The sequence below is a fragment of the Blastococcus carthaginiensis genome, from assembly GCF_030731085.1.
Taxonomy (GTDB): Bacteria; Actinomycetota; Actinomycetes; order Mycobacteriales; family Geodermatophilaceae; genus Blastococcus; species Blastococcus carthaginiensis.
In genome coordinates this window covers 218,979-239,612 of sequence record NZ_JASNFN010000002.1, presented here as the reverse complement: position 1 = coordinate 239,612, position 20,634 = coordinate 218,979, and the positions used below count along the sequence as shown (strand labels likewise).

At 74.2% G+C, this 20,634-nt stretch carries 26 protein-coding genes; 15 read left to right on the top strand and 11 right to left on the bottom strand.

What is annotated here, in order from left to right; all coding sequences use genetic code 11:
• The first annotated feature begins 7 nt into the window (after positions 1 to 7).
• From QOZ88_RS03975 to QOZ88_RS03965, 3 genes are all read left to right on the top strand, one after another.
• The gene (locus QOZ88_RS03975; RefSeq protein WP_305998492.1) at positions 8 to 544 is read left to right on the top strand and encodes a DUF421 domain-containing protein; all 537 of its coding nucleotides are present in this window, start codon (positions 8 to 10) and stop codon (positions 542 to 544) included.
• Positions 545 to 691: 147 nt separating this feature from the next.
• On the top strand, positions 692 to 3,151 hold the full coding sequence (locus tag QOZ88_RS03970; RefSeq protein ID WP_305998491.1) for a molybdopterin oxidoreductase family protein: 2,460 nt from the start codon (positions 692 to 694) through the stop codon (positions 3,149 to 3,151).
• Complete coding sequence (locus QOZ88_RS03965; protein WP_305998490.1) at positions 3,148 to 3,630, top strand: hypothetical protein; 483 nt, start codon at positions 3,148 to 3,150, stop codon at positions 3,628 to 3,630. The genes QOZ88_RS03970 and QOZ88_RS03965 overlap by 4 nt, the downstream gene beginning before the upstream one ends.
• Positions 3,631 to 3,772: 142 nt before the next feature.
• Here the strand turns inward: QOZ88_RS03965 and QOZ88_RS03960 are convergent, their stop codons facing one another.
• The 5 genes from QOZ88_RS03960 to QOZ88_RS03940 all read right to left on the bottom strand — a co-directional run bounded on the left by QOZ88_RS03960 (position 3,773) and on the right by QOZ88_RS03940 (position 8,817).
• Positions 3,773 to 5,143: a DUF2254 domain-containing protein gene (locus QOZ88_RS03960; protein WP_305998489.1), complete on the bottom strand. Its 1,371-nt coding sequence runs from the start codon at positions 5,141 to 5,143 to the stop codon at positions 3,773 to 3,775.
• 4 nt (positions 5,144 to 5,147) lie between these two features.
• Positions 5,148 to 5,732, bottom strand: coding sequence for a GerMN domain-containing protein (locus QOZ88_RS03955; RefSeq protein WP_305998488.1), 585 nt, complete (start codon positions 5,730 to 5,732; stop codon positions 5,148 to 5,150).
• Complete coding sequence (locus QOZ88_RS03950; RefSeq protein WP_305998487.1) at positions 5,729 to 7,120, bottom strand: sensor histidine kinase; 1,392 nt, start codon at positions 7,118 to 7,120, stop codon at positions 5,729 to 5,731. The genes QOZ88_RS03955 and QOZ88_RS03950 overlap by 4 nt, the downstream gene beginning before the upstream one ends.
• A 47-nt stretch (positions 7,121 to 7,167) precedes the next feature.
• Positions 7,168 to 7,845 carry a response regulator transcription factor gene (locus tag QOZ88_RS03945; RefSeq protein ID WP_305998486.1) on the bottom strand — a complete coding sequence of 226 codons (678 nt, stop codon included), beginning with the start codon at positions 7,843 to 7,845 and terminating at the stop codon, positions 7,168 to 7,170.
• Positions 7,846 to 7,941: 96 nt separating this feature from the next.
• Positions 7,942 to 8,817 carry a metallophosphoesterase gene (locus tag QOZ88_RS03940; RefSeq protein ID WP_305998485.1) on the bottom strand — a complete coding sequence of 292 codons (876 nt, stop codon included), beginning with the start codon at positions 8,815 to 8,817 and terminating at the stop codon, positions 7,942 to 7,944.
• A gap of 622 nt (positions 8,818 to 9,439) precedes the next feature.
• Here QOZ88_RS03940 and QOZ88_RS03935 point away from each other — a divergent pair.
• Complete coding sequence (locus QOZ88_RS03935; protein WP_305998484.1) at positions 9,440 to 9,928, top strand: hypothetical protein; 489 nt, start codon at positions 9,440 to 9,442, stop codon at positions 9,926 to 9,928.
• A gap of 65 nt (positions 9,929 to 9,993) precedes the next feature.
• On the opposite strand, the gene QOZ88_RS03930 is transcribed toward QOZ88_RS03935, so the two are convergent.
• Positions 9,994 to 10,137, bottom strand: coding sequence for a hypothetical protein (locus tag QOZ88_RS03930; RefSeq protein WP_305998483.1), 144 nt, complete (start codon positions 10,135 to 10,137; stop codon positions 9,994 to 9,996).
• A gap of 153 nt (positions 10,138 to 10,290) precedes the next feature.
• On the opposite strand from QOZ88_RS03930, the gene QOZ88_RS03925 reads away from it, so the two are divergent.
• The 4 genes from QOZ88_RS03925 to QOZ88_RS03910 all read left to right on the top strand — a co-directional run bounded on the left by QOZ88_RS03925 (position 10,291) and on the right by QOZ88_RS03910 (position 13,385).
• Positions 10,291 to 10,755, top strand: coding sequence for a winged helix-turn-helix transcriptional regulator (locus QOZ88_RS03925; RefSeq protein WP_305998482.1), 465 nt, complete (start codon positions 10,291 to 10,293; stop codon positions 10,753 to 10,755).
• Between the two features lie 359 nt (positions 10,756 to 11,114).
• A complete protein-coding gene (locus QOZ88_RS03920) occupies positions 11,115 to 11,510 on the top strand; it encodes a VOC family protein (protein WP_305998595.1) in 396 nt (131 codons plus the stop codon).
• Between the two features lie 304 nt (positions 11,511 to 11,814).
• Positions 11,815 to 13,113, top strand: coding sequence for a S8 family serine peptidase (locus QOZ88_RS03915; protein WP_305998481.1), 1,299 nt, complete (start codon positions 11,815 to 11,817; stop codon positions 13,111 to 13,113).
• A 38-nt stretch (positions 13,114 to 13,151) separates the two neighbouring features.
• Positions 13,152 to 13,385 (top strand): hypothetical protein, encoded by a 234-nt coding sequence (locus tag QOZ88_RS03910; protein ID WP_091929751.1) that lies wholly within the window; start codon positions 13,152 to 13,154, stop codon positions 13,383 to 13,385.
• 13 nt (positions 13,386 to 13,398) lie between these two features.
• On the opposite strand, the gene QOZ88_RS03905 is transcribed toward QOZ88_RS03910, so the two are convergent.
• Positions 13,399 to 13,854: an STAS domain-containing protein gene (locus tag QOZ88_RS03905; protein WP_305998480.1), complete on the bottom strand. Its 456-nt coding sequence runs from the start codon at positions 13,852 to 13,854 to the stop codon at positions 13,399 to 13,401.
• A gap of 277 nt (positions 13,855 to 14,131) precedes the next feature.
• Between QOZ88_RS03905 and QOZ88_RS03900 the strand changes: the two genes are divergently transcribed.
• From QOZ88_RS03900 to mug, 6 genes are all read left to right on the top strand, one after another.
• Complete coding sequence (locus tag QOZ88_RS03900; protein ID WP_305998479.1) at positions 14,132 to 15,199, top strand: phosphotransferase family protein; 1,068 nt, start codon at positions 14,132 to 14,134, stop codon at positions 15,197 to 15,199.
• Positions 15,190 to 15,846, top strand: a complete 657-nt coding sequence (locus tag QOZ88_RS03895) for a histidine phosphatase family protein (RefSeq protein ID WP_305998478.1) — start codon at positions 15,190 to 15,192, stop codon at positions 15,844 to 15,846. Before QOZ88_RS03900 ends, QOZ88_RS03895 begins: the two co-directional genes overlap by 10 nt.
• 69 nt (positions 15,847 to 15,915) lie before the next feature.
• Positions 15,916 to 17,274 carry an RNA-guided endonuclease InsQ/TnpB family protein gene (locus QOZ88_RS03890; RefSeq protein WP_305998477.1) on the top strand — a complete coding sequence of 453 codons (1,359 nt, stop codon included), beginning with the start codon at positions 15,916 to 15,918 and terminating at the stop codon, positions 17,272 to 17,274.
• Between the two features lie 164 nt (positions 17,275 to 17,438).
• On the top strand, positions 17,439 to 17,798 hold the full coding sequence (locus QOZ88_RS03885) for a GAF domain-containing protein (RefSeq protein WP_305998476.1): 360 nt from the start codon (positions 17,439 to 17,441) through the stop codon (positions 17,796 to 17,798).
• Between the two features lie 99 nt (positions 17,799 to 17,897).
• On the top strand, positions 17,898 to 18,149 hold the full coding sequence (locus QOZ88_RS03880; protein WP_305998475.1) for an ANTAR domain-containing protein: 252 nt from the start codon (positions 17,898 to 17,900) through the stop codon (positions 18,147 to 18,149).
• 119 nt (positions 18,150 to 18,268) lie between these two features.
• Positions 18,269 to 18,850 carry a G/U mismatch-specific DNA glycosylase gene (gene mug, locus QOZ88_RS03875; RefSeq protein ID WP_305998474.1) on the top strand — a complete coding sequence of 194 codons (582 nt, stop codon included), beginning with the start codon at positions 18,269 to 18,271 and terminating at the stop codon, positions 18,848 to 18,850.
• A 9-nt stretch (positions 18,851 to 18,859) separates the two neighbouring features.
• On the opposite strand, the gene QOZ88_RS03870 is transcribed toward mug, so the two are convergent.
• Positions 18,860 to 19,027, bottom strand: a complete 168-nt coding sequence (locus tag QOZ88_RS03870; protein ID WP_305998473.1) for a YciI family protein — start codon at positions 19,025 to 19,027, stop codon at positions 18,860 to 18,862.
• 66 nt (positions 19,028 to 19,093) lie between these two features.
• On the opposite strand from QOZ88_RS03870, the gene QOZ88_RS03865 reads away from it, so the two are divergent.
• Entirely contained in the window at positions 19,094 to 19,534 is a 441-nt protein-coding gene (locus QOZ88_RS03865; protein WP_305998472.1) for an NAD(P)H-dependent oxidoreductase, read from the top strand.
• 24 nt (positions 19,535 to 19,558) lie between these two features.
• On the opposite strand, the gene QOZ88_RS03860 is transcribed toward QOZ88_RS03865, so the two are convergent.
• The 3 genes from QOZ88_RS03860 to QOZ88_RS03850 all read right to left on the bottom strand — a co-directional run bounded on the left by QOZ88_RS03860 (position 19,559) and on the right by QOZ88_RS03850 (position 20,532).
• Complete coding sequence (locus QOZ88_RS03860; RefSeq protein WP_305998471.1) at positions 19,559 to 19,861, bottom strand: hypothetical protein; 303 nt, start codon at positions 19,859 to 19,861, stop codon at positions 19,559 to 19,561.
• Between the two features lie 35 nt (positions 19,862 to 19,896).
• Positions 19,897 to 20,100 (bottom strand): cold-shock protein, encoded by a 204-nt coding sequence (locus QOZ88_RS03855; RefSeq protein ID WP_091929744.1) that lies wholly within the window; start codon positions 20,098 to 20,100, stop codon positions 19,897 to 19,899.
• A gap of 237 nt (positions 20,101 to 20,337) precedes the next feature.
• Positions 20,338 to 20,532, bottom strand: coding sequence for a hypothetical protein (locus QOZ88_RS03850; RefSeq protein ID WP_305998470.1), 195 nt, complete (start codon positions 20,530 to 20,532; stop codon positions 20,338 to 20,340).
• Positions 20,533 to 20,634: the final 102 nt, after the last annotated feature.

Sequence of the window (20,634 nt, the reverse complement as noted above, 5' to 3'; positions counted from 1 at the left end):
GGTGGGCATGTGGTTCGACAGCGTCTCCGACCTCGTCCGCGTTCTGCTCGTCGGCGGGGCCGCCTACATCACCGTGGTCGTCCTACTCCGGACGACGGGCAAGCGCACCCTGGCCAAGCTGAACGCCTTCGACCTGATCGTCACCGTCGCGCTGGGCTCGACCTTGGCCACAATCCTGCTCAGCTCAGATGTCTCGTGGACCGAGGGCGCGCTCGCGCTCGCGCTGCTGGCGGTCCTGCAGACCGTCGTGGCCTGGGTCACCACGCGCCGGCCGGGGCTCCGCAACGTGGTGACTGCACGGCCCAGGCTGGTGCTCCGCAACGGCGAGCCCCTCCAGGACGCGATGCGGACCGAGCGGATGAGCCTCGACGAGATCCGCCAGGCGGTCCGCTCCTCGGGATCCGGGGACCTGGCCGACGTCGCCGCGGTGGTGCTGGAGAGTGACGGCTCGCTGAGCGTGATCCCGGCGGAGAAGTACGGTACCGGCGCCGCGCTCGAGGGGGTGGCGGGGGCCGACGCCCGCCGCCGCGGCGCGCAGACCTGATCTCCCCGCGTCCCGTGCACATCTTGCCGCGTGCGGCGGCAGCAGATGTGACGAGGCCGTGTCAGCTCGCCGGGGCGCACGTTCGGGTCGGGGGCCCGCGGGGCACAGGCGGGTCTGGAACCCCCGTCGAACTCGTGGAGGACGCACGTGCAGCGCATCGATCGGATCGCCGAACCCTGGGGCACCCGGACCCCGTACGGACCGGGCGAGAGCTGGCCCACGAGGGTGGACACCCACCTCGCCGACGGCCTGACCGAGGAGGACGTCGATCGCTGGGTCCAGTCGGCGTCGATCCTGCACTCCAACGGTGACGCGCTGGACATCGCCGTCAAGGACGAGCGGATCGTCGGTGTCCGCGGCCGGGAGGGCGACCGGGTCAACCACGGGCGGCTCGGCCCCAAGGACCTGTTCGGCTGGCAGGCCAACAACTCACCCGAGCGGCTGACCAAGCCGTTGATCCGCAGGAAGGGCAAGCTCGTCGAGACCGACTGGGAGACCGCGATGAGCGCGGTGGCCGGCCGGTGCACGGAGCTGCTGGAGGAGCAGGGCCCGAGTGCGATCAGCTTCTACACGACCGGGCAGCTGTTCCTGGAGGAGTACTACACCCTCGGCCTGATCGCCCACGGCGGCATCGGCACCAACCACGTCGACGGCAACACCCGGCTGTGCACCGCCACCGCGGCCGCGGCGCTCAAGGAGACCTTCGCCTGCGACGGTCAGCCGGGCTCCTACAGCGACATCGACCACGCCGACGTCATCGCGCTCTACGGCCACAACATGGCCGAGACCCAGACCGTGCTGTGGACCCGCGTGCTCGACCGGCTGGCCGGCCCGAACCCGCCGAAGGTCGTCTGCGTCGACCCTCGGATGACACCGGTCGCGCGGGCGGCCACCGTGCACCTGGCCCCGCGGCCGGGCACCAACGTGATGCTGATGAACGCGCTGATCCACGAGATCATCGCCAACGGCTGGATCGACCGGGAGTACATCCAGGCGCACACCGTCGGCTTCGACGAGCTCGAGAAGATGACGGAGGAGTACACCCCGGAGGTGGCCGCCGAGGTGTGCGACGTCCCGGCGGAGCAGATCCGGGAGGCCGCCCGCGTCCTCGGGCAGGCCGAGCGGCTGCTGTCCACGGTGCTCCAGGGCTTCTACCAGTCCCACCAGGCCTCGGCCGCCGCCGTCTCGGTGAACAACATCAACGTCATCCGCGGCATGCTCGGCAAGCCGGGCTGCGGGATCCTGCAGATGAACGGCCAGCCGACCGCGCAGAACACGCGCGAGGCCGGGGCCGACGGCGACCTGCCGGCGTTCCGCAACTGGTCCAACGACAGCCACGTCCAGGACCTCGCGCGGGTCTGGAACGTCGACCCGATGGAGATCCCGCACTACGCGCCACCGACCCACGTGATGCAGATGATGCGGTACATCGAAGAGGGCACGATCCGCTTCATGTACGTGACCGCCACGAACCCGGCGGTGTCGCTGCCCGAGCTGGCGCGGATCCGGGAGGTCCTCGCGCAGGACCGGCTGTTCCTGGTGGTGCAGGACATCTTCCTGACCGAGACCGCGCAGCTGGCCGACGTCGTCCTCCCCGCGGCGACGTGGGGTGAGAAGACCGGCACGTTCACCAACGTCGACCGCACCGTGCACCTCTCGGAGAAGGCGGTGGAGCCGCCGGGCGAGGCCAGGCCGGACCTGGACATCCTTCTCGACTTCGCGCACCGGCTGGGCCTGGAGGACAAGGACGGCGCACCGCTGGTGAAGTGGTCGGACGCAGAGGGCGCCTTCGAGGGCTGGAAGGAGTGCAGCCGGGGCCGGCCGTGCGACTACAGCGGCATGTCCTACGACAAGCTGCGCGGCGGCAGCGGCATCCAGTGGCCGTGCAACGACGAGCACCCCGACGGCACCGAGCGCATCTACGTCGACGGCCAGTTCTGGGCCCAGCCCGAGTACTGCGAGAGCTACGGCCGGGACATGATCACCGGGGCCCCGGTCGAGGAGACCGAGTACAAGGCGCTGAACCCGACCGGCAGGGCGGTGCTCAAGGCGGCCGAGTACACCGGGCCGCACGAGATGCCCAGCCAGGAGTTCCCGTTCCAGCTGATCACCGGCCGCACGCTCTACCACTTCCACACCCGCACCAAGACGGCGCGGGCCCCGCAGCTGGACGCCGCCGCACCGGAGGTCTGGGTCGAGATGTCGGCGAGCGACGCCACCGACCGCGGCCTCACGGAGGGCGACGTCCTGGAGGTCACCACCCCCCGCGGCCGGGTGCGGGCCCGGCTGCGGATCAGCGGTGTCCGGCCCGGCGTGCTCTTCCTCCCCTTCCACTACGGCTACTGGGACACCGAGAAGGGCTCCCAGCCGAAGAAGAAGGAGGCCGGCCGGGCGGCCAACGAGCTCACCGTCACCGACTGGGACCCGGTGTCCAAGCAACCGATCTTCAAGACAGCGGCGGCGCAGGTCGAGCGCGTGGCCTCGGGGAAGGGGAAGCCCGCCCCTGCTCCCACGACCACGGGGTCGGCACCGGTCACCGGCGCCGTGCCCCCGACCGTCGGCGGGGACAGCGCCCGCGCACAGGAGCTGGTGGGAGGACAGGCATGAAGCTCGGCATGGCGATCGAGACGCTGCACGCGTCGGAGAACCACCTGGTCACCGTGCTGACGTCCATGTCGGACAAGCACAAGGCCGACCACGACGTCTTCTACATCACCCGGGACATGGCGAAGTGGTCCCGGGAGCACGTCGCCGGGTTGGCGCACGTCGGCCGCGACTTCGGTCTCGACCTGGACCCGGAGGCGTCCGAGGACCCCGGCCTGCTGGCCACGATGAAGCAGCGGACGTCCGACCTCATCGGACGACGGCCGGAACCGGGCCTGCTGCTGCTCGCCGACCTCCGCCACCTCTACCGCGAGGCGGCGGGTGTCTCCTTGGACTGGGAGGTCCTGGCGCAGGGGGCCCAGTCGAACAAGAAGCAGGAGCTGCTGGAGCTCAGCCAGCGCTGCCATCCCGAGGCGCTGCGTCAGGCGCGGTGGGCCAACGCGCACCTCAAGGTGGCCTCCCCCCAGGTCATGGCGAGTTGACGACGGACGGCGCCCCGGCTGCCGCGGCGCCGGCCGCTCCGCCATGGTGGGTGAGGGCCCGCTGCACTCCGACGACCTGATCCGGGAGTTCGGGGTGCGCCCGCAGCTGTGAGGCGCACCCCGGCGGTCGACGATCCGGCGATCAGCCGGTCGGCGCATCCGACGGCTGCGCTTCGGAGCTGAGCCGCCGGGCGGGCGACCAGCGGCCGGCCAGGGCGCCCTCGACCGCCGACCGCCAGGCGTTCGTCTCGCGGTTGTCGATCGCGGTGCTCTCCAGCGCCTGCTCCACGGTGCGGTCGAGCAGGGCGCGCAGCGCGTGGTCGAGACCCTCACCCCGCACCCGCCACGCCAGCTCGTGCAGCAGCCCGGCGATCCGGCGCAGGACCGCGGGTTGCCCCGAGGCGTACTGCAGCGGCTCCTCCAGGCCCACGGTGAGCAGCTCGTCGGCGGTCCACCTCGGCACGAGCAGCCGCACGGTGCCGTCGTCGTCCCGCCAGGCCCGCACGGTGCTGCGGCGGGGGAGGAGGTCGCCGAGCAGCGCGGAGACGTGGGAGAGGGCGTGCACGGCGGTCGTCGGGTCGTTGATCCCCGGGGACAGTGCCCGGCCGGCGATGTCGACGATCTTGCGCAGGCTGTAGGCCGCGTCCTGCTCGGGGCTGCGCTCGTAGGACAGCCTCACGCCGTCGTTCACCGCGTCGCGTAGCGACCCGGGGTCGCCGTCGGCCCCGCCGTCGCGCCGCCAGACCTCGGCCAGCGGCGTGCCGGCGACCACGGCGTCGCCCATGCGGGGGGAGAGGGCGAGGACCACCCCGGCGTCGCGGGCCGTCCGCACCAGGTGCTCGACGTCGATGCGCACGACGAAACCGCTGCGGGTGGCCTCGACCGGGGTGCCCTGGCCCGGGGGCAGCGCCCCCGTGTGCTCGGGATCTTCCTCGTCCGTCACCGCCTGCGTCGCCTCGGCGTGGACGTCGCGCAGCATCGTCTCGACCCGCAGCGAGCGGGCCAGGTGGCCGAGGAACACCACCAGCGCCGTCACGCTGCCCAGCGCGAAGACGAACGCCAGGGTGATCGACAGCCGGGGCACGTACGAGTCGTCACCCGCCGCGGCCTCCGCCGTGCGCACCGTCCGGAGCACGGTGAGGGCGTAGACGAAGGTGCCGGTCAGCTGGGCCAGGCTGAGCTGGACCACGCGGTCGGTGGCGAAGGTCTGGAGCAGGCGGGGGGAGTACTGGCTGCTGCCCAGCTGCAGCGCCACGACGGTGAGCGAGAAGACCACACCGGTCACGGAGATGAGCGAGCCCGCGATCGCCGCCAGCAGGTCGCGCGCCGCGGCGGGGCCGCCACCGAACACGAAGTTCAGCGGCGACGCCGGCCCACTGGTGCCGAGGTACCCGTCCACGATGGGCATGCCGATGCCCAGCGCGACGGCGAGCGTGAGCGTCAGCAGCGGGATCGGCCACAGCGCGCTGTGCATCAGCCGCCACAGCCGGCTGACCGGGTTGATCTCGTTCACGGGCTCAGTCCTCGCTCGTCGGGCCGGAGGCCGGGGTTCGGGGGGTGCCGGGTGGGGCCACCGACAGGAGCTGGTCACGGCCCACCGGCTCGTCGGAGAGCCCGTCGTCGGTGGGCACCTCGAGCGGCGAACCCTCGATGAGGAAGCGCACCCGGGTGGTGCCGGGCAGCTCGGTCAGCGTCCAGACCACCTGCGCGACGGCGAGCAGCTGGTTGCCGCCGGTGATCCCGGCGAACTCCTCGGTGACGCTCACCGCCGTGATGCCGCCGGGCAGGCCTTCGTCCGCCACGATGGACTGCGGCGCCACGGCGGTGCGCAGGCCGCCGATGACCTCCGCCCGCGTGGGACCGGTCGCGAGGAGGGCGACGGCGCTTCCCGGGGTGACCGTCGTCGTCGCCCGGGGGACCGGTGCCAGCGCGGCCCCGCGGACGAAGAAGACGACGACCTCCGGCCCGGCGTCGCCGGGCCGCGGCGTCGCCGTGCCGGGCGTCGCGGTGGGGACGGCGACGCGCTCGGGCTCCGGCTGCGGTTCGACGCCGCACCCGGTGAGCACCGCGAGCAGGCACAGCACGACGGCGAGCGCCCTCACGGCGCGGCCTCCACGGGCAGGGCCACGACGAACCGGGCGCCGCCGTCGGGACCGTCCTCGACGTGCACCGCGCCTCCCATCATGCGGACGTGGCGGCTGACGAGGGCGAGCCCGAGCCCGGCTCCCTCGGTGCGGGTGCGGAGGCTGCCCGCTCCCCGCGCGAACCGGTCGAAGATCCGGTCGCGGTCGGCCGCGGCCACGCCCGGGCCGGCGTCGTCCACGGTCACCTGCGCGAGGTCCCCGACCCGGGTGACCGTGATCCCGGTGACGCCGCCGGCGTGCTTGTCGGCGTTGTCCATCAGGTTGCCGAGCACCCGCTCCAGGCGGCGCTTGTCCACGCAGACCAGCACCTCCGCGGCGTCGGGGTGCACGGTGAGCAGCGCCGCGGTCGTGCCGTCCAGCCGGTGCCGCCCCACGACCTCCCGGACGAGCGCGGACAGCTGCACGGGTTCCAGGGCGATGTCGGGGCTCCCGGCGTCGGCCCGGGAGATCTCCAGCAGGTCGGCGACCAGGCGTTCGAACCGCTCGACCTCCGAGCGGAGGAGCACCAGCGCCTCGGCCTGCTCCGCGTCGCCCGAGTCGGCGGTGGCCTCGACCAGGTCCAGCGCCCCCAGCATCGTCGTCAGCGGGCTGCGCAGCTCGTGGCTGACGTCGGCGGCGAAGCGCGCGTCGCTGCGTACCCGCTGCTCGAGCGCCTCGGCGGTCTGGTTGAACGAGGCGGCGATGGGAGCCAGCGACGGGTCGCCGCGCGGGTCGATGCGGGTGTCGAGCGCGCCGGCGGCGACGGCCGCCGCCGCGGCGGAGATCCGGTCGAGCGGGCGCAGCGCCGGGCCGGTCACCCACCACCCGACCACCAGGGCCAGCGGTACCGAGCCGAGGACCGAGACCGCGAGCACCGTGGCCAGCACCCGGTAGGTCCGGTCCAGCTCGCCCAGCGGGAAGACCTCGATGTAGGCCGACCCCAGCTCGGCCAGCGGCACCGCGACGGCCATCACCGTCTCGCCGTCGAGCTCGATGCGCTGCCGGACCGGCGTGCCCGCCACGGCCAGCTCGCGCAGCTGCTCGGGCAGGTCGTCGCGGCCGACGAGCAGCGACGTGGTGCTCCAGGCACCGCCGTCCACGAGCAGCGAGGTGGAGCCCGTCTCGCGTGGCAGCTGGGCGAGCACCTGGGCGACGCCCAGGCCCTCGGTGGCCAGCGAACGCTGCACCTGGGCGGCGTTGTCGGCGGTCTGCACGAGGGTGACCCGCTCGCGCTGCAGGAGGAGGAACTGCGACACCGCCACCCACACCGCCACCGCCACCACCGAGGAGAGCACGAGGGTGACCGCGGTGAAGGCGGCCGTCGCCCGTGCGCGCAGGGTGGCGAGCCGGAAGGGAGCGCGGCGCACCGGTGCGGCACCCGAGCCGGGGGACGTGGCCCCGTCGACCGGCGCCGTCACCCAGGGACCCGGTAGCCCATGCCCCTGACGGTCATCACCAGCGCCGGGTTCGACGGGTCGGGCTCGATCTTCTTCCGCAGCCTGCGGATGTGGACGTCGACGAGCCGGGAGTCGCCGAAGTAGTCGTAGCCCCAGACCCGCTCGAGCAGCTCCTCCCGGCTGAGCACCCGGCCGGGGTCGACCGCGAGCTCGCACAGCAGCCGGAACTCCGTGCGGGTCAGGTTCAGCATCGCGCCGTCGCGCGTGATGGTGCCCTCGGTCGGCGAGATCTCCAGGTCGCCGACGGTGAGGTGCACGCGTGGCTCGGGCGCGCGGCTGCGGCGGGCCAGCGCCCGGATCCGGGCGGAGAGCTCCTTGACGACGAACGGCTTGGAGACGTAGTCGTCGGCCCCGGCCTCGAGGCCGGCCACCACGTCGTGGCTGTCCGACCGGGCCGTGAGCATGATGACGGGGACGTTCGAGGAGCGCCGGATCTCCCGGCACACCTCGAAGCCGTCCTTCCCGGGCAGCATCAGGTCCAGCAGGATGACGTCGAAGGACGTCTCCCCGAGCCGCGCCAGGCCGTCCTCGCCGGTGGCCGCCTCGGTGACCTCCAGGCCCTCCCGCTGCAAGGTCAGCTGCAGCATGCGCCGGATCCGCGGGTCGTCCTCGATGATCAGCACAGACCGGGACATGCCGGTCAGTCTGCCCAGCCCGGGCTGAACTAGTCACCCGCCCCCCGTCGGGGTGGCCGCCGCCCGGGACCTGACGGGCGCGGGACGCCGCCGGGGTCATCCGTCGGCGCGCAGCTCGAACAGGACGAGCTGCGGGGCGGCGTTGATCCGCACCGGCACCGTGCTGAAGCCCAGCCCGCAGGAGACGAACATGCGGTTCCCGTCGGCGCCGTACTCCTCGGGCGCCCACCCGTCGGCGACGACCTCCTCCTCGTCGGTGAGGCCCAGGTAGGACCACCGCGGGGTCCCCGGCAGCGCCACCTGACCGCAGTGGGTGTGCCCGGCGAGGGCGAGCGGTGCCGTGCCGGCGGGGAGCTCGGGGAAGACCGTGGGGTTGTGCATCAGCGCGACGCGCGGGGCGCCGTCGGGCACCTCGGCGAGGGCGGCGTCCACGTCCACCTCGCCGGGCCACGCCGCCCCGAGGCCCACGACGTGCAGCGCCTCGGCACCCTCGCCGGTGCCGGGGACGGCGGCCGCCTCGTTGCGGAGCACCGTGATGCCGGCCTCCTCGAAAGCGGCGACCAGTTCCTCCACCGCCCCGACCGCGTGGTCGTGGTTGCCGAGGACGGCGTAGGTCGGGATGCCCGAGTCGACCAGCGGCTGCAGCAGGTCCATGACGGTCTCCACCTGCTCGGGGATGCCCGGGTCCTCGCTGTACACGTAGTCACCGCCGAGGAGGGCGAGGTCCGGCTCGGCCTCGACCAGTTCGTCCACGGCGCGCGCCACCATGCCCTCGTTGGCCCACCACATGCCGATCTGCGGGTCGGAGATCATCCCGACCAGCGTGCCGTCGGCGTCCTCGGCCAGCTGGGGGAGCAGCACCTGCGCCCGCTCCTCGTCGAGCAGCAGCCGCGGCTCGACGAGGACCCCGTAGAGGAGCAGGAGCACGAGCAGCACGCCCAGGGCAGCGGCGGTGCGCAAGAGCCAGGTCATGACGGGGGTGTCCTCCGGACGGCGCGCGTGGGGTCGAGCGGCTGGGAGGCTGCGGAGCCACCTGCCCGCCGCGACTGTCGCACCCGGCTTTCCCCGCGGTTCCGGTGGCATGCCGTCCGACCGCATTTCGCCACGGCCTCGTCACACCGGCGGCGGAACGGGGCGGCGCCGGTCGCACCGGCCGACGGCGCGCGGGAGGTGGGCACCGCGCGCCGCCGGGATCGGGTCGGGGCCAGCGTTCGGGCCGCCCCGCGCGGCCGGCGGGCGCGCCGCCCACCGCCGGCCACGGGCAGGTGCTGCCCACCGGGCGCGGCGTGATGCGCGGTCGTCCGGGCTTCGACACCGATCCGCAAGATCCCGGCAACACGTCACGACCGGGCAGCACGCCCGCCCGTGCCTCGATGGCGGTCCTGTGACGGGGGAGCCGGACCGTGCGGCGTCGTCATTGCGATGCGGTGACGAACGCGCCGGCGTGGAGATGTGCGGGGCGCCGCTGGGCAGCACCCACCCGATCGGCCGACCACCCCCGCGCAGCGCCGAGCAACCGAGAGGACACCGACATGACGACCACCCGGCCCCGCCCCGAGGCGCCCGCTCCCGCTCCGCGGGAGGGGTGAGCCCGGTGACGCGATCTGGACGGACCCTCCACCGCCGGATCCCCGCCGTCCTGCTGGCCGCCCTGCTCTCCGGCGCGGTCCTCGGCGGTTGCGGGGAGGACGACGTGGACGACACCACCGCGACCGACGTCGACGTCCGGCCCTCCGACGACCTGGAGGACCCGTACGACGGGGAGTACACGGCGGCCTTCCGCGAGGACCTCGACGGGTACACCGGGCTGGAGGTCACCCTGGTCGGGGAGGTGGGCTCGATCGTCTCGCCGATCGCCTTCACGCTCACCGGCGACGACGTCGAGCCGATCCTCGTCATCACCGACGAGGAGATGCCCGACCTCCAGCCCGGCCAGGTCGTCGCCCTCGGCGCGGAGCCCACCGAGGAGTTCGAGCTGACCGCGCTGGAGCAGGAGCTCGGCACGGACCTGCCGGACGAGGCGTACGAGGAGTGGGAGGGCGACCACTTCCTCGCCGCGACGACCGTGGAGCCGCGCGCCTGACCAGGTGGCCGGACGTGGTCGGCCGGCGCCCCGCCGGGGCGGGACGCCGGCGCGGCGGTCAGCTGTCAGCGGCGGGCGCCCAGCGCGGCGATCTCGTGCGCGGACTCGAGCGTCGGCGCGGTGGCCAGCGCCCGGGCGAACGCGCGTTCCTCGCGCAGGTGCGCGCGGACGGCGTGCCGGCGGGCGAGGACGGTGCGGAGGCGGGTCATGGCGTGTCCTTCCGGAGCAGCGGTGGTGGTGCGAGCGCTGCAGGGGGCCGGGCGGGCCGGCCGGAGACCGTCCGCCTCCTGGGTTCGCACCACGAACTCTGCTCCTCCGCGCACGGTTCGGCAAGCGAACCCAGCATGGTTATCCTCACACCCGTGAGCGACGCGACGTTCGACCGGTCCCGCTGCTCCGTCGCCGGCACGCTCGCCGTGGTGGGGGAGAAGTGGAGCTTGCTCGTCCTGCGGGAGGCCTTCCTGGGCGTCCGGCGGTTCGCCGACCTCCAGCAGGCGCTCGGCGCACCGAAGGCGGTGCTCACCGACCGGCTGGCCACGCTGGTCCGCGAGGGGGTGCTCAGCCGGGAGCCCTACCGCGCCGAGGGCGAGCGGCAGCGCCACGAGTACCGGCTCACCGACAAGGGGCGCGACCTCTACCCGACGCTCGTCGCCCTCATGGCCTGGGGGGACCGCTACCTCACCGACGGTCCGCCGCCGCTCGCACTCGAGCACCGCGACTGCGGGGCCGCGGTGCGGGTCGCGCTGGTGTGCGACGACGGCCACGAGATCGGCGGGCCGCGCGAGGTCCGCGCCCGGTCCGCGGGAGCGGGCGCGGCCCCGGCCTGACCCCCGGTTCCCGTTCCGCGCCCGGGCGGGTACGGCTCCCGGTGCCGCCGGTGCGGCGGCAGGTGGGCAGGGACGCCGGGCCGAGCCGACGCTCGGACCAGACGATGGATCATCGGCCGGCGTGAGCGCTGACGCCCACTTTCGAGGCCTCGGGCGGTCAGCGCACACGCTGGTGAGGGAGAGCGCACGCTCGCCGGCGCGTCAGAGTCTCGCCTCCGATGGTGATGTCCCGCAGGACCGCCCACGCGTTGCCGTACCGGGGTGCCGCACACCGATGAGTTCGCGCCGGTCCCGTCGTCCTACCCGCGAGCCCGGCGGACGGCGCCGGGACACCACGTACCGAGGAGCTCCCCGTGCGCATGATCTTCGTGAACCTGCCGGTGGCCGACCGCGACCGCGCCGACGCCTTCTACGGAGCGCTGGGCTTCCGGCGCAACGACCAGTTCTCCGACGACCGGACCGTCTCCTACCAGATCGAGGAGAACATCGCGGTCATGCTGCTGACCCGCGACCGGTTCGCCGACTTCGTCGCGGGCGAGGTGGGCGACCCCGCGCAGGCCACCTCGGTGCTCACCTGCCTGTCGGCGGACAGCCGCGAGGAGGTCGACCGGCTCGTGTCCACCGCGATCGCGGCCGGCGGCAAGCCCTGGCTCCCGGCCCAGGACCACGGCGCCATGTACGGGGCGAGCTTCGCCGACCCGGACGGCAACGTCTGGGAGGTCATGTGGATGGACCCGGCGGTGATCGCCGGCTGAGCCCCCGCCGGGCCCACCCGACGGCCGTGCGTGTGCGCCCGTGTCGAGTTCTGCGCGTCAGAACCCCGCGGCACCGCACACGCGTCCGACCCCGGGCGGCGGGACCGGCCCACCCAGCTGTCGAGGTCGCCGGAGGCCTACCGGTCGCCGGAGGTCTACCGGTCGCCGGATGCCCATCGGTAGGTGGCGGCCGTCGGCTGGCGGCGGCGCCCACTCTCCGGAACCCTGTCGTCACCGGCCGCTCGCGGCGGTCGGGCGGTGGAGGCGCCGTCGCGGCGCTCCGCCGCGGCGCGGAGGGGGAGCAGTGATCGATCCGCAGGTACCGGAGGAGCCGGGCAGCGTGCGGCACGGGGCGGTCGGCCCGCTGACCCGCACCACCGGCCGGCAGGTGCTCGTCCTCGCCGACGGCGACGGTCCGGTGGACTGGGGACGGGCCGGCGTGCGCGACGTGGCGGACTCGCGCGACTTCGCCGACGGGGTCGTCCCCCCGGAGGTCCTCCGGGAGTCCCCCGCGGTCGTGTTCGCCGCGCTCGGGATCGCCGTCGTGGCGGCGGACCCGGCCCGGGTGGGCGTGCTGGCGGCGGGGGCCACCGGGCGGCCGGTCCTCTCGGTCTCGCCAGAACTGGTGCACCACGTGCTCGAGCAAGGGACGGCGAGCTACGCCCGCGGCTACCGCGACGGCGTCGCCGACCTCACCGGCCGCCTCCTGGCCGCCCCGGGTGAGGAGCCCGCCGGACCGGCGGCGCGGTTCGAGGACACGCGCCAGGCGACCTGGGGTGTGCAGGCCGTCGGCGCCGACGGCTCCGCGCTGTCCGGCCGCGGGATCCGAGTGGCCGTGCTCGACACCGGGTTCGACCTCGACCACCCCGACTTCGCCGGGCGCGCGGTGACGGCGCGGTCGTTCGTGGCCGGCGAGGGGCCGCAGGACGGGCACGGCCACGGCACGCACTGCATCGGCACCGCCTGCGGACCGCGGACCCCGCCGGCGGGGCCGCGGTACGGCATCGCCCACGAGGCGGAGATCTTCGCCGGGAAGGTGCTCGGCGACGACGGCAGCGGCACCGACGCGGGCATCCTCGCCGGGATGAACTGGGCGGTGACGAACCGGTGCCCGGTGATCTCCATGTCGCTGGGCGCCGACGTCGCCCAGGCCCACCCGCCGTACTCGGCGGCCGGCCGGCGGGCGCTCGCGCAGGGATCGCTCGTCGTGGCCGCGGCCGGCAACAACGCCGACCGCCGGGCGGGCTCGTGGGGGTTCGTCGGTGCCCCGGCCAACAGCCCGGAGATCCTGGCGGTCGGGGCGCTCGACCAGGCACTGGTGCCCGCCTGGTTCTCCGCCCGCAGCCTCCCCGGCCGCGGCGGGCAGGTCGACGTCGCCGCCCCCGGCTCCGAGGTGTGCTCGGCGTGGCCGATGCCCGCCCGCTACAACACCATCAGCGGCACCAGCATGGCGACCCCGCACGTCGCCGGGGTCGCCGCCCTCTGGGCGGAGGCGACGGGCCGGCGGGGGCTGGAGCTGTGGGCCACGCTGGTCCAGGAGGGCGAACGGCTTGCGCAGCCCTCGGTCGATTCCGGCAGCGGCCTGGTGCTCGCGCCGCGGTGAGCGTTCCCGGCCCCGCGGGTTCCTTGTAGCGTCGGGGCATGACCCAGGTCAGCGTGACCGTGGACGAGCGGCACCTGAGCGCCCTCGACGGCGTCGTGCAGGGCCTGCGGGCGCGGGGGATGCAGGTCGACCAGGTCCTCGACGGGCTCGGGATCATCACCGGCTCGGTGCCGCCGGGCACGCTCGGCACGCTGAGCGCTGTGGCCGGCGTGGCGTCGGTCGACGAGCAGCGGGTGCACCGCCTGCCCCCGCCGGGAGCGCCCGTCCAGTAGCGGCCGTCCCGCGTCACACGTCCGTCGGGACGGCACGGACGGGGTGCCCCACCCGGAGCGGACCGCCGTGGGGGAGCGGGCGGCGTCCATCGGCCGCCGGGTTCGGCGCGGGCCCCGCCGGACGGACGTCCAGCATCTGCTGCAGCCCCACCAGCAGGATCAACCGGTGCAGGCAGGGGCTCGGCCGCTCCAGCACCAGTGCGCTCCCGTGCCTGCGCGCGAGGTGGTGCGCGGTGACCAGGACGCGCAGCCCCGCCGCGTCGCAGAAGACGACCTCGGCGGCGTCGACGGACCAGCGGCGGTGCGCGCCGGCGACCAGCGCCGCGAGCCCGTCGAGCAGCAGGTGGGCGTGCTCGCGGTCCAGCTCCCCGGCGACGGCCACCGTCGCCTCCACGAGGTCGACGTCGATGCGGAAGGGCACCGGCGGGATGTCGAGCGGGACGCCGGGCTGGTCCGGGTGCGGTGACATGGCAGGCCCCCTCTGGCAGGTGCCCCGGAGACGGCTCCGGGTGCACGGCACGCGTCGCCGCGTGCGTCGGGCCGGAGCTTCGACCTCCCGGCGAGGTTAGCCGGGGAAACCGGGCGGTGGGGCCCAGGGACGCGCGACGCCGACCCACCGTGACCGGGCGTAGGGAGGTGCGCACGTGTTCCACCCGTCGGTCCGGCCTGCGGGTCCGGGCGGCCGCCCGCGACGCGGCCCACCGGTCCCGCACGTCGTCGCGGCGGCTCGTGGTGGGATGGGTGCGATGAGCGAGAACGCCAGCCGGCTCCGTGAGGTCCGCCCCGAGGACGCCTTCGACGTCGAGGCCGTGCACGCGTGGCTGGTGCCGCGCGTCCCTGCGCTGGAGGGACGGCCCGCGCCTGCGGTGCGGCAGTTCTCCGGCGGGGCCAGCAACCTCACCTACCTGCTCGACTACGGCGACCCGCAGCTGGTGCTCCGCCGGCCACCGCACGGGCACAAGGCGGCCTCGGCGCACGACATGGGCCGGGAGGTGCGGGTGCAGCAGCGGCTGCGGCCGCACCTGGACGTCGTCGCGGAGATCCACGGGTTCTGCGAGGACCACTCGGTCATCGGCAGCGACTTCTACGTCATGGAGCAGCTGGTCGGCACCGTGCTCGGCCGGACGCTGCCCGAGGGCGTCCAGCTGTCCCCGGAGCAGGCACGGGTGCTCGGCGAGACGGCGTACGACACCCTCGCCGACCTGCACTCCATCGACGTCGACGCCGCCGGGCTGGCCGACCTCGGGAAGGGACCCGGGTACGTCCGCCGGCAGGTGGAGGGCTGGTCCCGCCGCTTCCGCGACGCGCTCACCGACGACGTCCCGCCCGCCGAGGAGCTGATGGCCTGGCTGGCCGAGCATCAGCCGGAGGACGTGCGGGCCAGCCTCCTGCACGGCGACTGGAAGCTCGACAACCTCGTCCTCGACCTGTCCGGCACGCCGCGTATCACCGGTGTCCTGGACTGGGAGATGGCCACGGTCGGCGACCCGCTCATGGACCTCGGCGCGTCGCTGGCCTACTGGGTCACCGCCGACGACGACGAGGAGTTCGGGCTGGTCTCCACCCAGCCGAGCACGCTGGCCGGGATGCCCACCCGCGAGGAGATCGTGGCGCGCTACCTCGAGCGCACGGGGCTGCGCACGGAGAACTGGGCCTTCTACGAGGTCTTCGGGTTGTTCCGGCTCGCGGTGATCATCCAGCAGATCTGGGCGCGCTACCGCTCCGGGCACACCACCAACCCGCGGTTCGCGCACTTCGGCTTCGCCGCCGCGGCCCTGCTCCAGCGCGCGGAGCGGCTGGCCGGATGCCGCTGATCTGCCTCGTCCGGCACGGGCAGGCCTCCTTCGGTGCCGACGACTACGACGTCCTGAGCGAGCTCGGCCGCGAGCAGTCGCGCTGCGTCGGGGAGGAGCTGCGACGCCGGGAGCTGAGGGACCCGCTGGTGGTCTCGGGAACCCTGCGCCGGCAACGCGACACCGCGGCGCTGCTCGTGGAGGCGGCCGGCTTCGGCCCCGTCGGGGCCGCCGACCCCCGGCTGGACGAGTACGACCACCTCGACCTGCTGAAGCGCTACCCCGCCGACGACGGGGAGCCGGTCGGGGACTCCGGATCCCGCCAGGTGCAGCGGCTGCTCGACGGCGCGCTCCGCTCCTGGATCGCGGCCGGCGACGCGGACGGCTGGCCGGCCTTCTCGTCGGGGGCGGCCGCGGCCGTCGCGGACCTGGCCGCCGGCCTCCCGCGGGGGCGCGACGCCGTCGTCGTCAGCTCCGGCGGGGTGATCGCCGCGCTGGTGGCCGGGCTGCTCGGCGCCCCGGCCGACGGCGTGGTGGCGCTGAACCGGGCCGCGGTGAACGTCGGGGTCACATCTGTGCTGGCGGGCGCATCGGGGCTGTCCCTGCTGGCCTTCAACGACCACGCGCACGTCACGGGCGACCGGCGGCACCTGCTCACCTACCGCTGACCCCCCTTACGGTGAAGGTGTGATGCGGGCTTCCTGATCTTGTCGGACCCGCCCGGCACTATCGGGGTCGTGGCGCATGGGGCGGTGCGGGTGCGGCTGGACGTGACCGACGTCCAGGCCGGGATGCTGCTGCGCGCCGCGGGTGCTCGCCGCAAGGCGTGGAACTGGGCGGTGGCGAAGATCAAGGCCAACGCCGACCAGTGGCACGCCGAGGCCAGCTACGGCATCGAGAAGCCCGACCGGGTCCGCCCGCTGACCTACTTCACCCTGGGCAAGCTCTGGACCGCCGAGCGGCCCGAGGTGGCGCCGTGGGCGGGTGAGCACTCGACCTGGACGTTCCGGTACGCACTCCGTGACGCGGCGACCGCGCACCAGGCGTTCCTCGCGGGGAAGCGTCGGTTTCCGCGGTTCAAGTCCCGGCACCGCGACCGGGCCCGGTTCACCGTCCGCGACGGGCTGGCACTCGAGTCCGGGCGGGTGCGGTTGGCCAAGTACGGCTGGGTCCGTATCGCCGCCGCGTGCCCGCAGCAGGCGAAGCTGCGCCGGCTGCTGCGCCGCGGACACGCGATGCTGCAGCACCTCACCGTCACCCGGCACTCTGACGGGCACTGGTACGCGACTGTGAACTTCACCCGCGAGGCGCGGATCCCCGGTGAGCGGCACGTGGCACCGGCCGGGCCGGTGGCCGGCGTGGACCGTGGGGTGACGACCGCCGCCGTGGTCGCCACGGCCGACGGTGCACTGGTCGCTGAGTTGCCCGCGTCCCGGGCGCTGCGCGACCGGCTGCGACATGTGAAGCACCTGCAGCGGGCGGTGTCGCGGACGGCGAAGGGATCGGCGAACCGGCGCAAGGCCGTCGAGCGGCTTGGCCGCGCGCACGCGCGTGCCGTCGCTGTCCGCGCCGACACCCTGCACGGCTTCACCGCCCGACTCGCCCATGCGCACGGGGTCGTGGTCATCGAGGACCTCGCCACGGCAAACATGCTGCGCAACCGGCACCTGGCCGCCGCGATCGGCGACCAGGGCTGGGCCGAACTAGCCCGGCAACTGACCTACAAGACGATCCGCCACGGTGGGCAGCTGATCGTTGCGGACCGCTGGTTCGCGTCCTCCAAGACATGCTCCGCGTGCGGTGCGGTGAGACCCAAGCTCACCCTCGCTGAGTGCACCTACCGCTGCGGCAACGACTCGTGCGGCCATGTGGCCGACCGGGACGTGAACGCCGCCGCCAACCTCGCCGCCTGGGGCGAGCACACGCTCGGGCTCTGCCCGTGTGTGATCCGGGCCGGGGACCGCCACCCGGGCGGCCCGACAGCCGAGAGCACTCGGCATGCCTGTGGAGGGTGGGTGTCAGGACCAGCCGCTCCGGCTGGTCCGGTGCTGCCCGGTGAAACAGGAACCAGCCGGCCACGCGTCAGCGTGGCGTAAGCACTGGACGCCCCGGATAGGGGCGCTTGCGGTCGATGCGATGGCTGGTCATCTCACCCTCACCGTAAGGGGGGCCTACCGCTGACCGCACCGGGACGGGTCCCCCGTCGTCCCGGGTGACGTGGTGGGGCCGGAGGTGACGCCTCGCCCACCACGGTCGGGGGGTGGGGGACGACCAGGGCACCGGTGCCGTGCCGCACCTCGGCGAGACGATGAGCCGGGTCGCGCGGCGGCTCCAGGAGGAGCACGGTGATGTCGAGGCCATCACCACCGCTGCGGTCGGTGCGGTCCCCGGTGCTCACGAGTGCGGCATCACCTACGTCATCGGGCGCACGCGGGTCGAGCCGCGCGCAGCGACCAGCGACCTGCCGCGCGAGGTCGACCGGCTGCAGGACCGGGTCGGGGAGGGCCCGTGCCTGGACGCGGTCTTCGAGGAGGAGACGGTCCGGGTCGACGACGTGGCCGGTGACCGGCGGTGGCCCGAGTTCGCTCCCGGGCTGCTGCGCTGGGCGCGGGCAGCGTGATGTGCTTCCGGCTCTTCGTCGAGGGCGACCGGCTGGGCGCTGAACGTCTACGCGCGGGTCGCCGGCGCCTTCGACGAGGAGGCCCAGGAGATCGGGCAGATGTTCGCCAGCCACGCGGCGGTGGCGCTGGCCGGCGCCGAGCACGAATCGAACCTGCGCGTCGGCATGGGCACCCGGGACCTCATCGGGCAGGCCAAGGGCATCCTGATGGAACGGCACAGGCTCACCGCGGAGCAGGCGTTCGGCGTGCTCGCCACGGTGTCGCAGGAACTGAACCGGAAGCTGCTCGACGTCGCCCGCGAGCTCACCGACACAGGTGCGGTGCCGGCGGGGAACCGTCGCCGCGACTGACCCCCGCTGGTGCCGCCGCCCCCGTCGGGGCCGCAGTCCTCGGTCGCGCGGGCCGCTTCCCCCGGGGGGCGTCGACGGTCCCCGAGCGGCGGACCTGCCCTGCGCCCCAGGATGGGGCGGTGCCCGCTGGATCGCTGCCCGATGGAGCGCTGCCCGATGGAGCGCTGCCCGATGTGCCCTCCTCCGGCAAGCCCGTGCCCGACGTCGTCGCCCCGGGGCTCGACGTGCTGTTCTGCGGCATCAACCCCTCGCTGCTGTCGGCCCAGGTCGGGCACCACTTCGCCCGGCCGGGCAACCGGTTCTGGCCGGCGATCCACCTCGCGGGGTTCACCCCGCGGCTGCTGCGCCCGGAGGAGGGCCGCGAGCTGCTGCGGTACGGGCTCGGGATCACCAACGTCGTGGACCGGCCGACGCGCACGGCGGCGGAGCTGTCCCTCGAGGAGCTGCAGGCCGGCGCGGAGGCGCTGGAGCGGCTCGTGGCCCGCGTGCAGCCGCGGGTGCTGGCGGTCCTCGGCATCACCGCCTGGCGGCAGGGGTTCGCGCGGCCGAAGGCGGTCGCCGGGCGCCAGCCCGAACGGGTGGGCGGCGCGGTCACCTGGGTGGTGCCGAACCCGAGCGGGCTCAACGCGCACGTCCAACTCCCCGACCTGGCCCGCATCTACCGGCAGCTGCGCCCGGGAGGGGACGGCGTGCGGAGCTGACCGGCCGGGTCAGCCGACGACGACGGTCCAGGGCCGGATCGTCCACGCCGTCACGAGGCCCTGGGTGACGCAGGGGTCCTCCGCCACGAACCGCTCCACCACCTCGCGCGGCGCCGTCCACACCAGGAGGGCGCGGTCGTAGGGGTCGGCCAGCACGTACTCGAGGACCAGGTGCACGCACCGACTCCCACACCTCCGGCCGCTGGTGGCGCCCGGGTGCGGACGGGGGGAGAGAATGTCGGGATGCCCCGTCTGCTCGTGGTCCACCACACCCCCTCGCCGGCCCTGCAGGCCGTGCTCGAGGCGGTGCGCGAGGGCGTCGCCCTCGTCGACGACGTGGAGCCGGTGCTGCGCCCGGCGCTGTCGGCCGGTGCCGCGGACCTGCTCGCCGCTGACGGGGTCCTCCTGGGCACCCCGGCCAACATCGGCTACATGTCGGGGGCGCTCAAGCACTTCTTCGACACCGTCTACTACCCGTGCCTCGAGGCGACCGCCGGTCTGCCGTTCGGGGTGTACGTGCACGGCAACGATGACACGGCCGGCGCGCTGCGCAGCATCGAGCGGATCACCGGCGCCCTGCGCTGGAAGCAGGTGGCGGCGCCGCTGAGCCTGATCGGCGCCCCCGGTCCCGCGGACCTGGAGGCCTGCCGGGAGCTCGCGGCGACCGTCGCGGTCAGTCTCTGACCATCCGCGCCCCGCGCCGCCCGGTCACCAGCGCAGCGGGTGGGTGGACCGGGAGTGGGCGGTGCGGCAGGCCCGGCAGTTCCCCCAGGAGACGATGGCCAGCGGGGTCGTCGGACCGCCGCACTCGGGGCACTCGACCGCCTCCCCGGAGCCGGCGCGCGCCTCGGCGAGGGCGCGGGTCCGCTCCTCGTGGATCCTCTCGTCGCCCCGGCAGGGGCAACCGAGAGGGGCTTCCTCGCAGCGTCCGGCGTGCGTGGCGATGGCGTCCTCCTCGGTGTGCGGGGCCGGTGCGGCGGGCGTGCCGGGACCGGGACGCGAAAGGGCCACGGCGCAGTGCGCCGTGGCCCTCCCTCATGCGTCGATCAGAGGGCGCGGACGTTCTCCGCCTGCGGGCCCTTCTGGCCCTGCGTGACGTCGAACTCGACCTGCTGGCCCTCGTCGAGGGACTTGTAGCCGTCGCCGCTGATGGCGGAGTAGTGGCAGAAGACGTCGGCGCCGCCGCCGTCCTGGGCGATGAACCCGAAGCCCTTCTCCGCGTTGAACCACTTCACAGTGCCCTGAGCCATGTCGTTCTTCTTCCGTGCTGGGAGGTGACCGCACAGGTACGTACCGGGTGCGGGGCCGCCGCACCGACCGGCAGGACCGAGAGGAACGTCAGGCAGAGACGACTGCGGACGTCCAAGAACGAAAGCAGAGGCGCAACAGCGACCAACGATCACTGTACAACCCGTTCGCCCTCCGCGGGGAAGGCCCGCGCGGTGAGTTCCCCCATGCGGGGTGGGGCCCGGCCGGCGGTCGCCGGTTCAGCGGCTGGTCGCGAGGTCCTTCACCGCCTTGGCCACGTACATGACCGACAGGGCGAGGAAGAGCGCCCCGATCGCGGCCCGCACCTGGTCGTCGCTGACCGGGGTGCGCTGGGCCACCGGCCCGGCCACGGCGTCGGCCACGCGTGCACGCCAGCCCTTGAGGCCGGCCTTCCCGAAAGTCACGGCATCCATGGTCGGCCTCCCTACCCCGCCCGCGACGGGATAGGCGGGCGGGCGTGCCCGGTCGTGCAGGCCTGACCGAGGTGTTCCCGCCGGGGCGGGCGGGTAGCGGGC

What these genes read in the sequence shown, in the direction of transcription:
- QOZ88_RS03975 (WP_305998492.1), top strand. Translation starts at nt 8, where the DNA reads ATGTGGTTCGACAGCGTCTCCGACCTCGTCCGCGTTCTGCTCGTCGGC.
- QOZ88_RS03965 (WP_305998490.1), top strand. Translation starts at nt 3,148, where the DNA reads ATGAAGCTCGGCATGGCGATCGAGACGCTGCACGCGTCGGAGAACCAC.
- QOZ88_RS03945 (WP_305998486.1), bottom strand. Translation starts at nt 7,845, where the DNA reads ATGTCCCGGTCTGTGCTGATCATCGAGGACGACCCGCGGATCCGGCGC.
- QOZ88_RS03940 (WP_305998485.1), bottom strand. Translation starts at nt 8,817, where the DNA reads ATGACCTGGCTCTTGCGCACCGCCGCTGCCCTGGGCGTGCTGCTCGTG.
- QOZ88_RS03930 (WP_305998483.1), bottom strand. Translation starts at nt 10,137, where the DNA reads ATGACCCGCCTCCGCACCGTCCTCGCCCGCCGGCACGCCGTCCGCGCG.
- QOZ88_RS03920 (WP_305998595.1), top strand. Translation starts at nt 11,115, where the DNA reads ATGATCTTCGTGAACCTGCCGGTGGCCGACCGCGACCGCGCCGACGCC.
- QOZ88_RS03910 (WP_091929751.1), top strand. Translation starts at nt 13,152, where the DNA reads ATGACCCAGGTCAGCGTGACCGTGGACGAGCGGCACCTGAGCGCCCTC.
- QOZ88_RS03905 (WP_305998480.1), bottom strand. Translation starts at nt 13,854, where the DNA reads ATGTCACCGCACCCGGACCAGCCCGGCGTCCCGCTCGACATCCCGCCG.
- QOZ88_RS03900 (WP_305998479.1), top strand. Translation starts at nt 14,132, where the DNA reads ATGAGCGAGAACGCCAGCCGGCTCCGTGAGGTCCGCCCCGAGGACGCC.
- QOZ88_RS03895 (WP_305998478.1), top strand. Translation starts at nt 15,190, where the DNA reads ATGCCGCTGATCTGCCTCGTCCGGCACGGGCAGGCCTCCTTCGGTGCC.
- QOZ88_RS03880 (WP_305998475.1), top strand. Translation starts at nt 17,898, where the DNA reads ATGTTCGCCAGCCACGCGGCGGTGGCGCTGGCCGGCGCCGAGCACGAA.
- QOZ88_RS03865 (WP_305998472.1), top strand. Translation starts at nt 19,094, where the DNA reads ATGCCCCGTCTGCTCGTGGTCCACCACACCCCCTCGCCGGCCCTGCAG.
- QOZ88_RS03855 (WP_091929744.1), bottom strand. Translation starts at nt 20,100, where the DNA reads ATGGCTCAGGGCACTGTGAAGTGGTTCAACGCGGAGAAGGGCTTCGGG.
- QOZ88_RS03850 (WP_305998470.1), bottom strand. Translation starts at nt 20,532, where the DNA reads ATGGATGCCGTGACTTTCGGGAAGGCCGGCCTCAAGGGCTGGCGTGCA.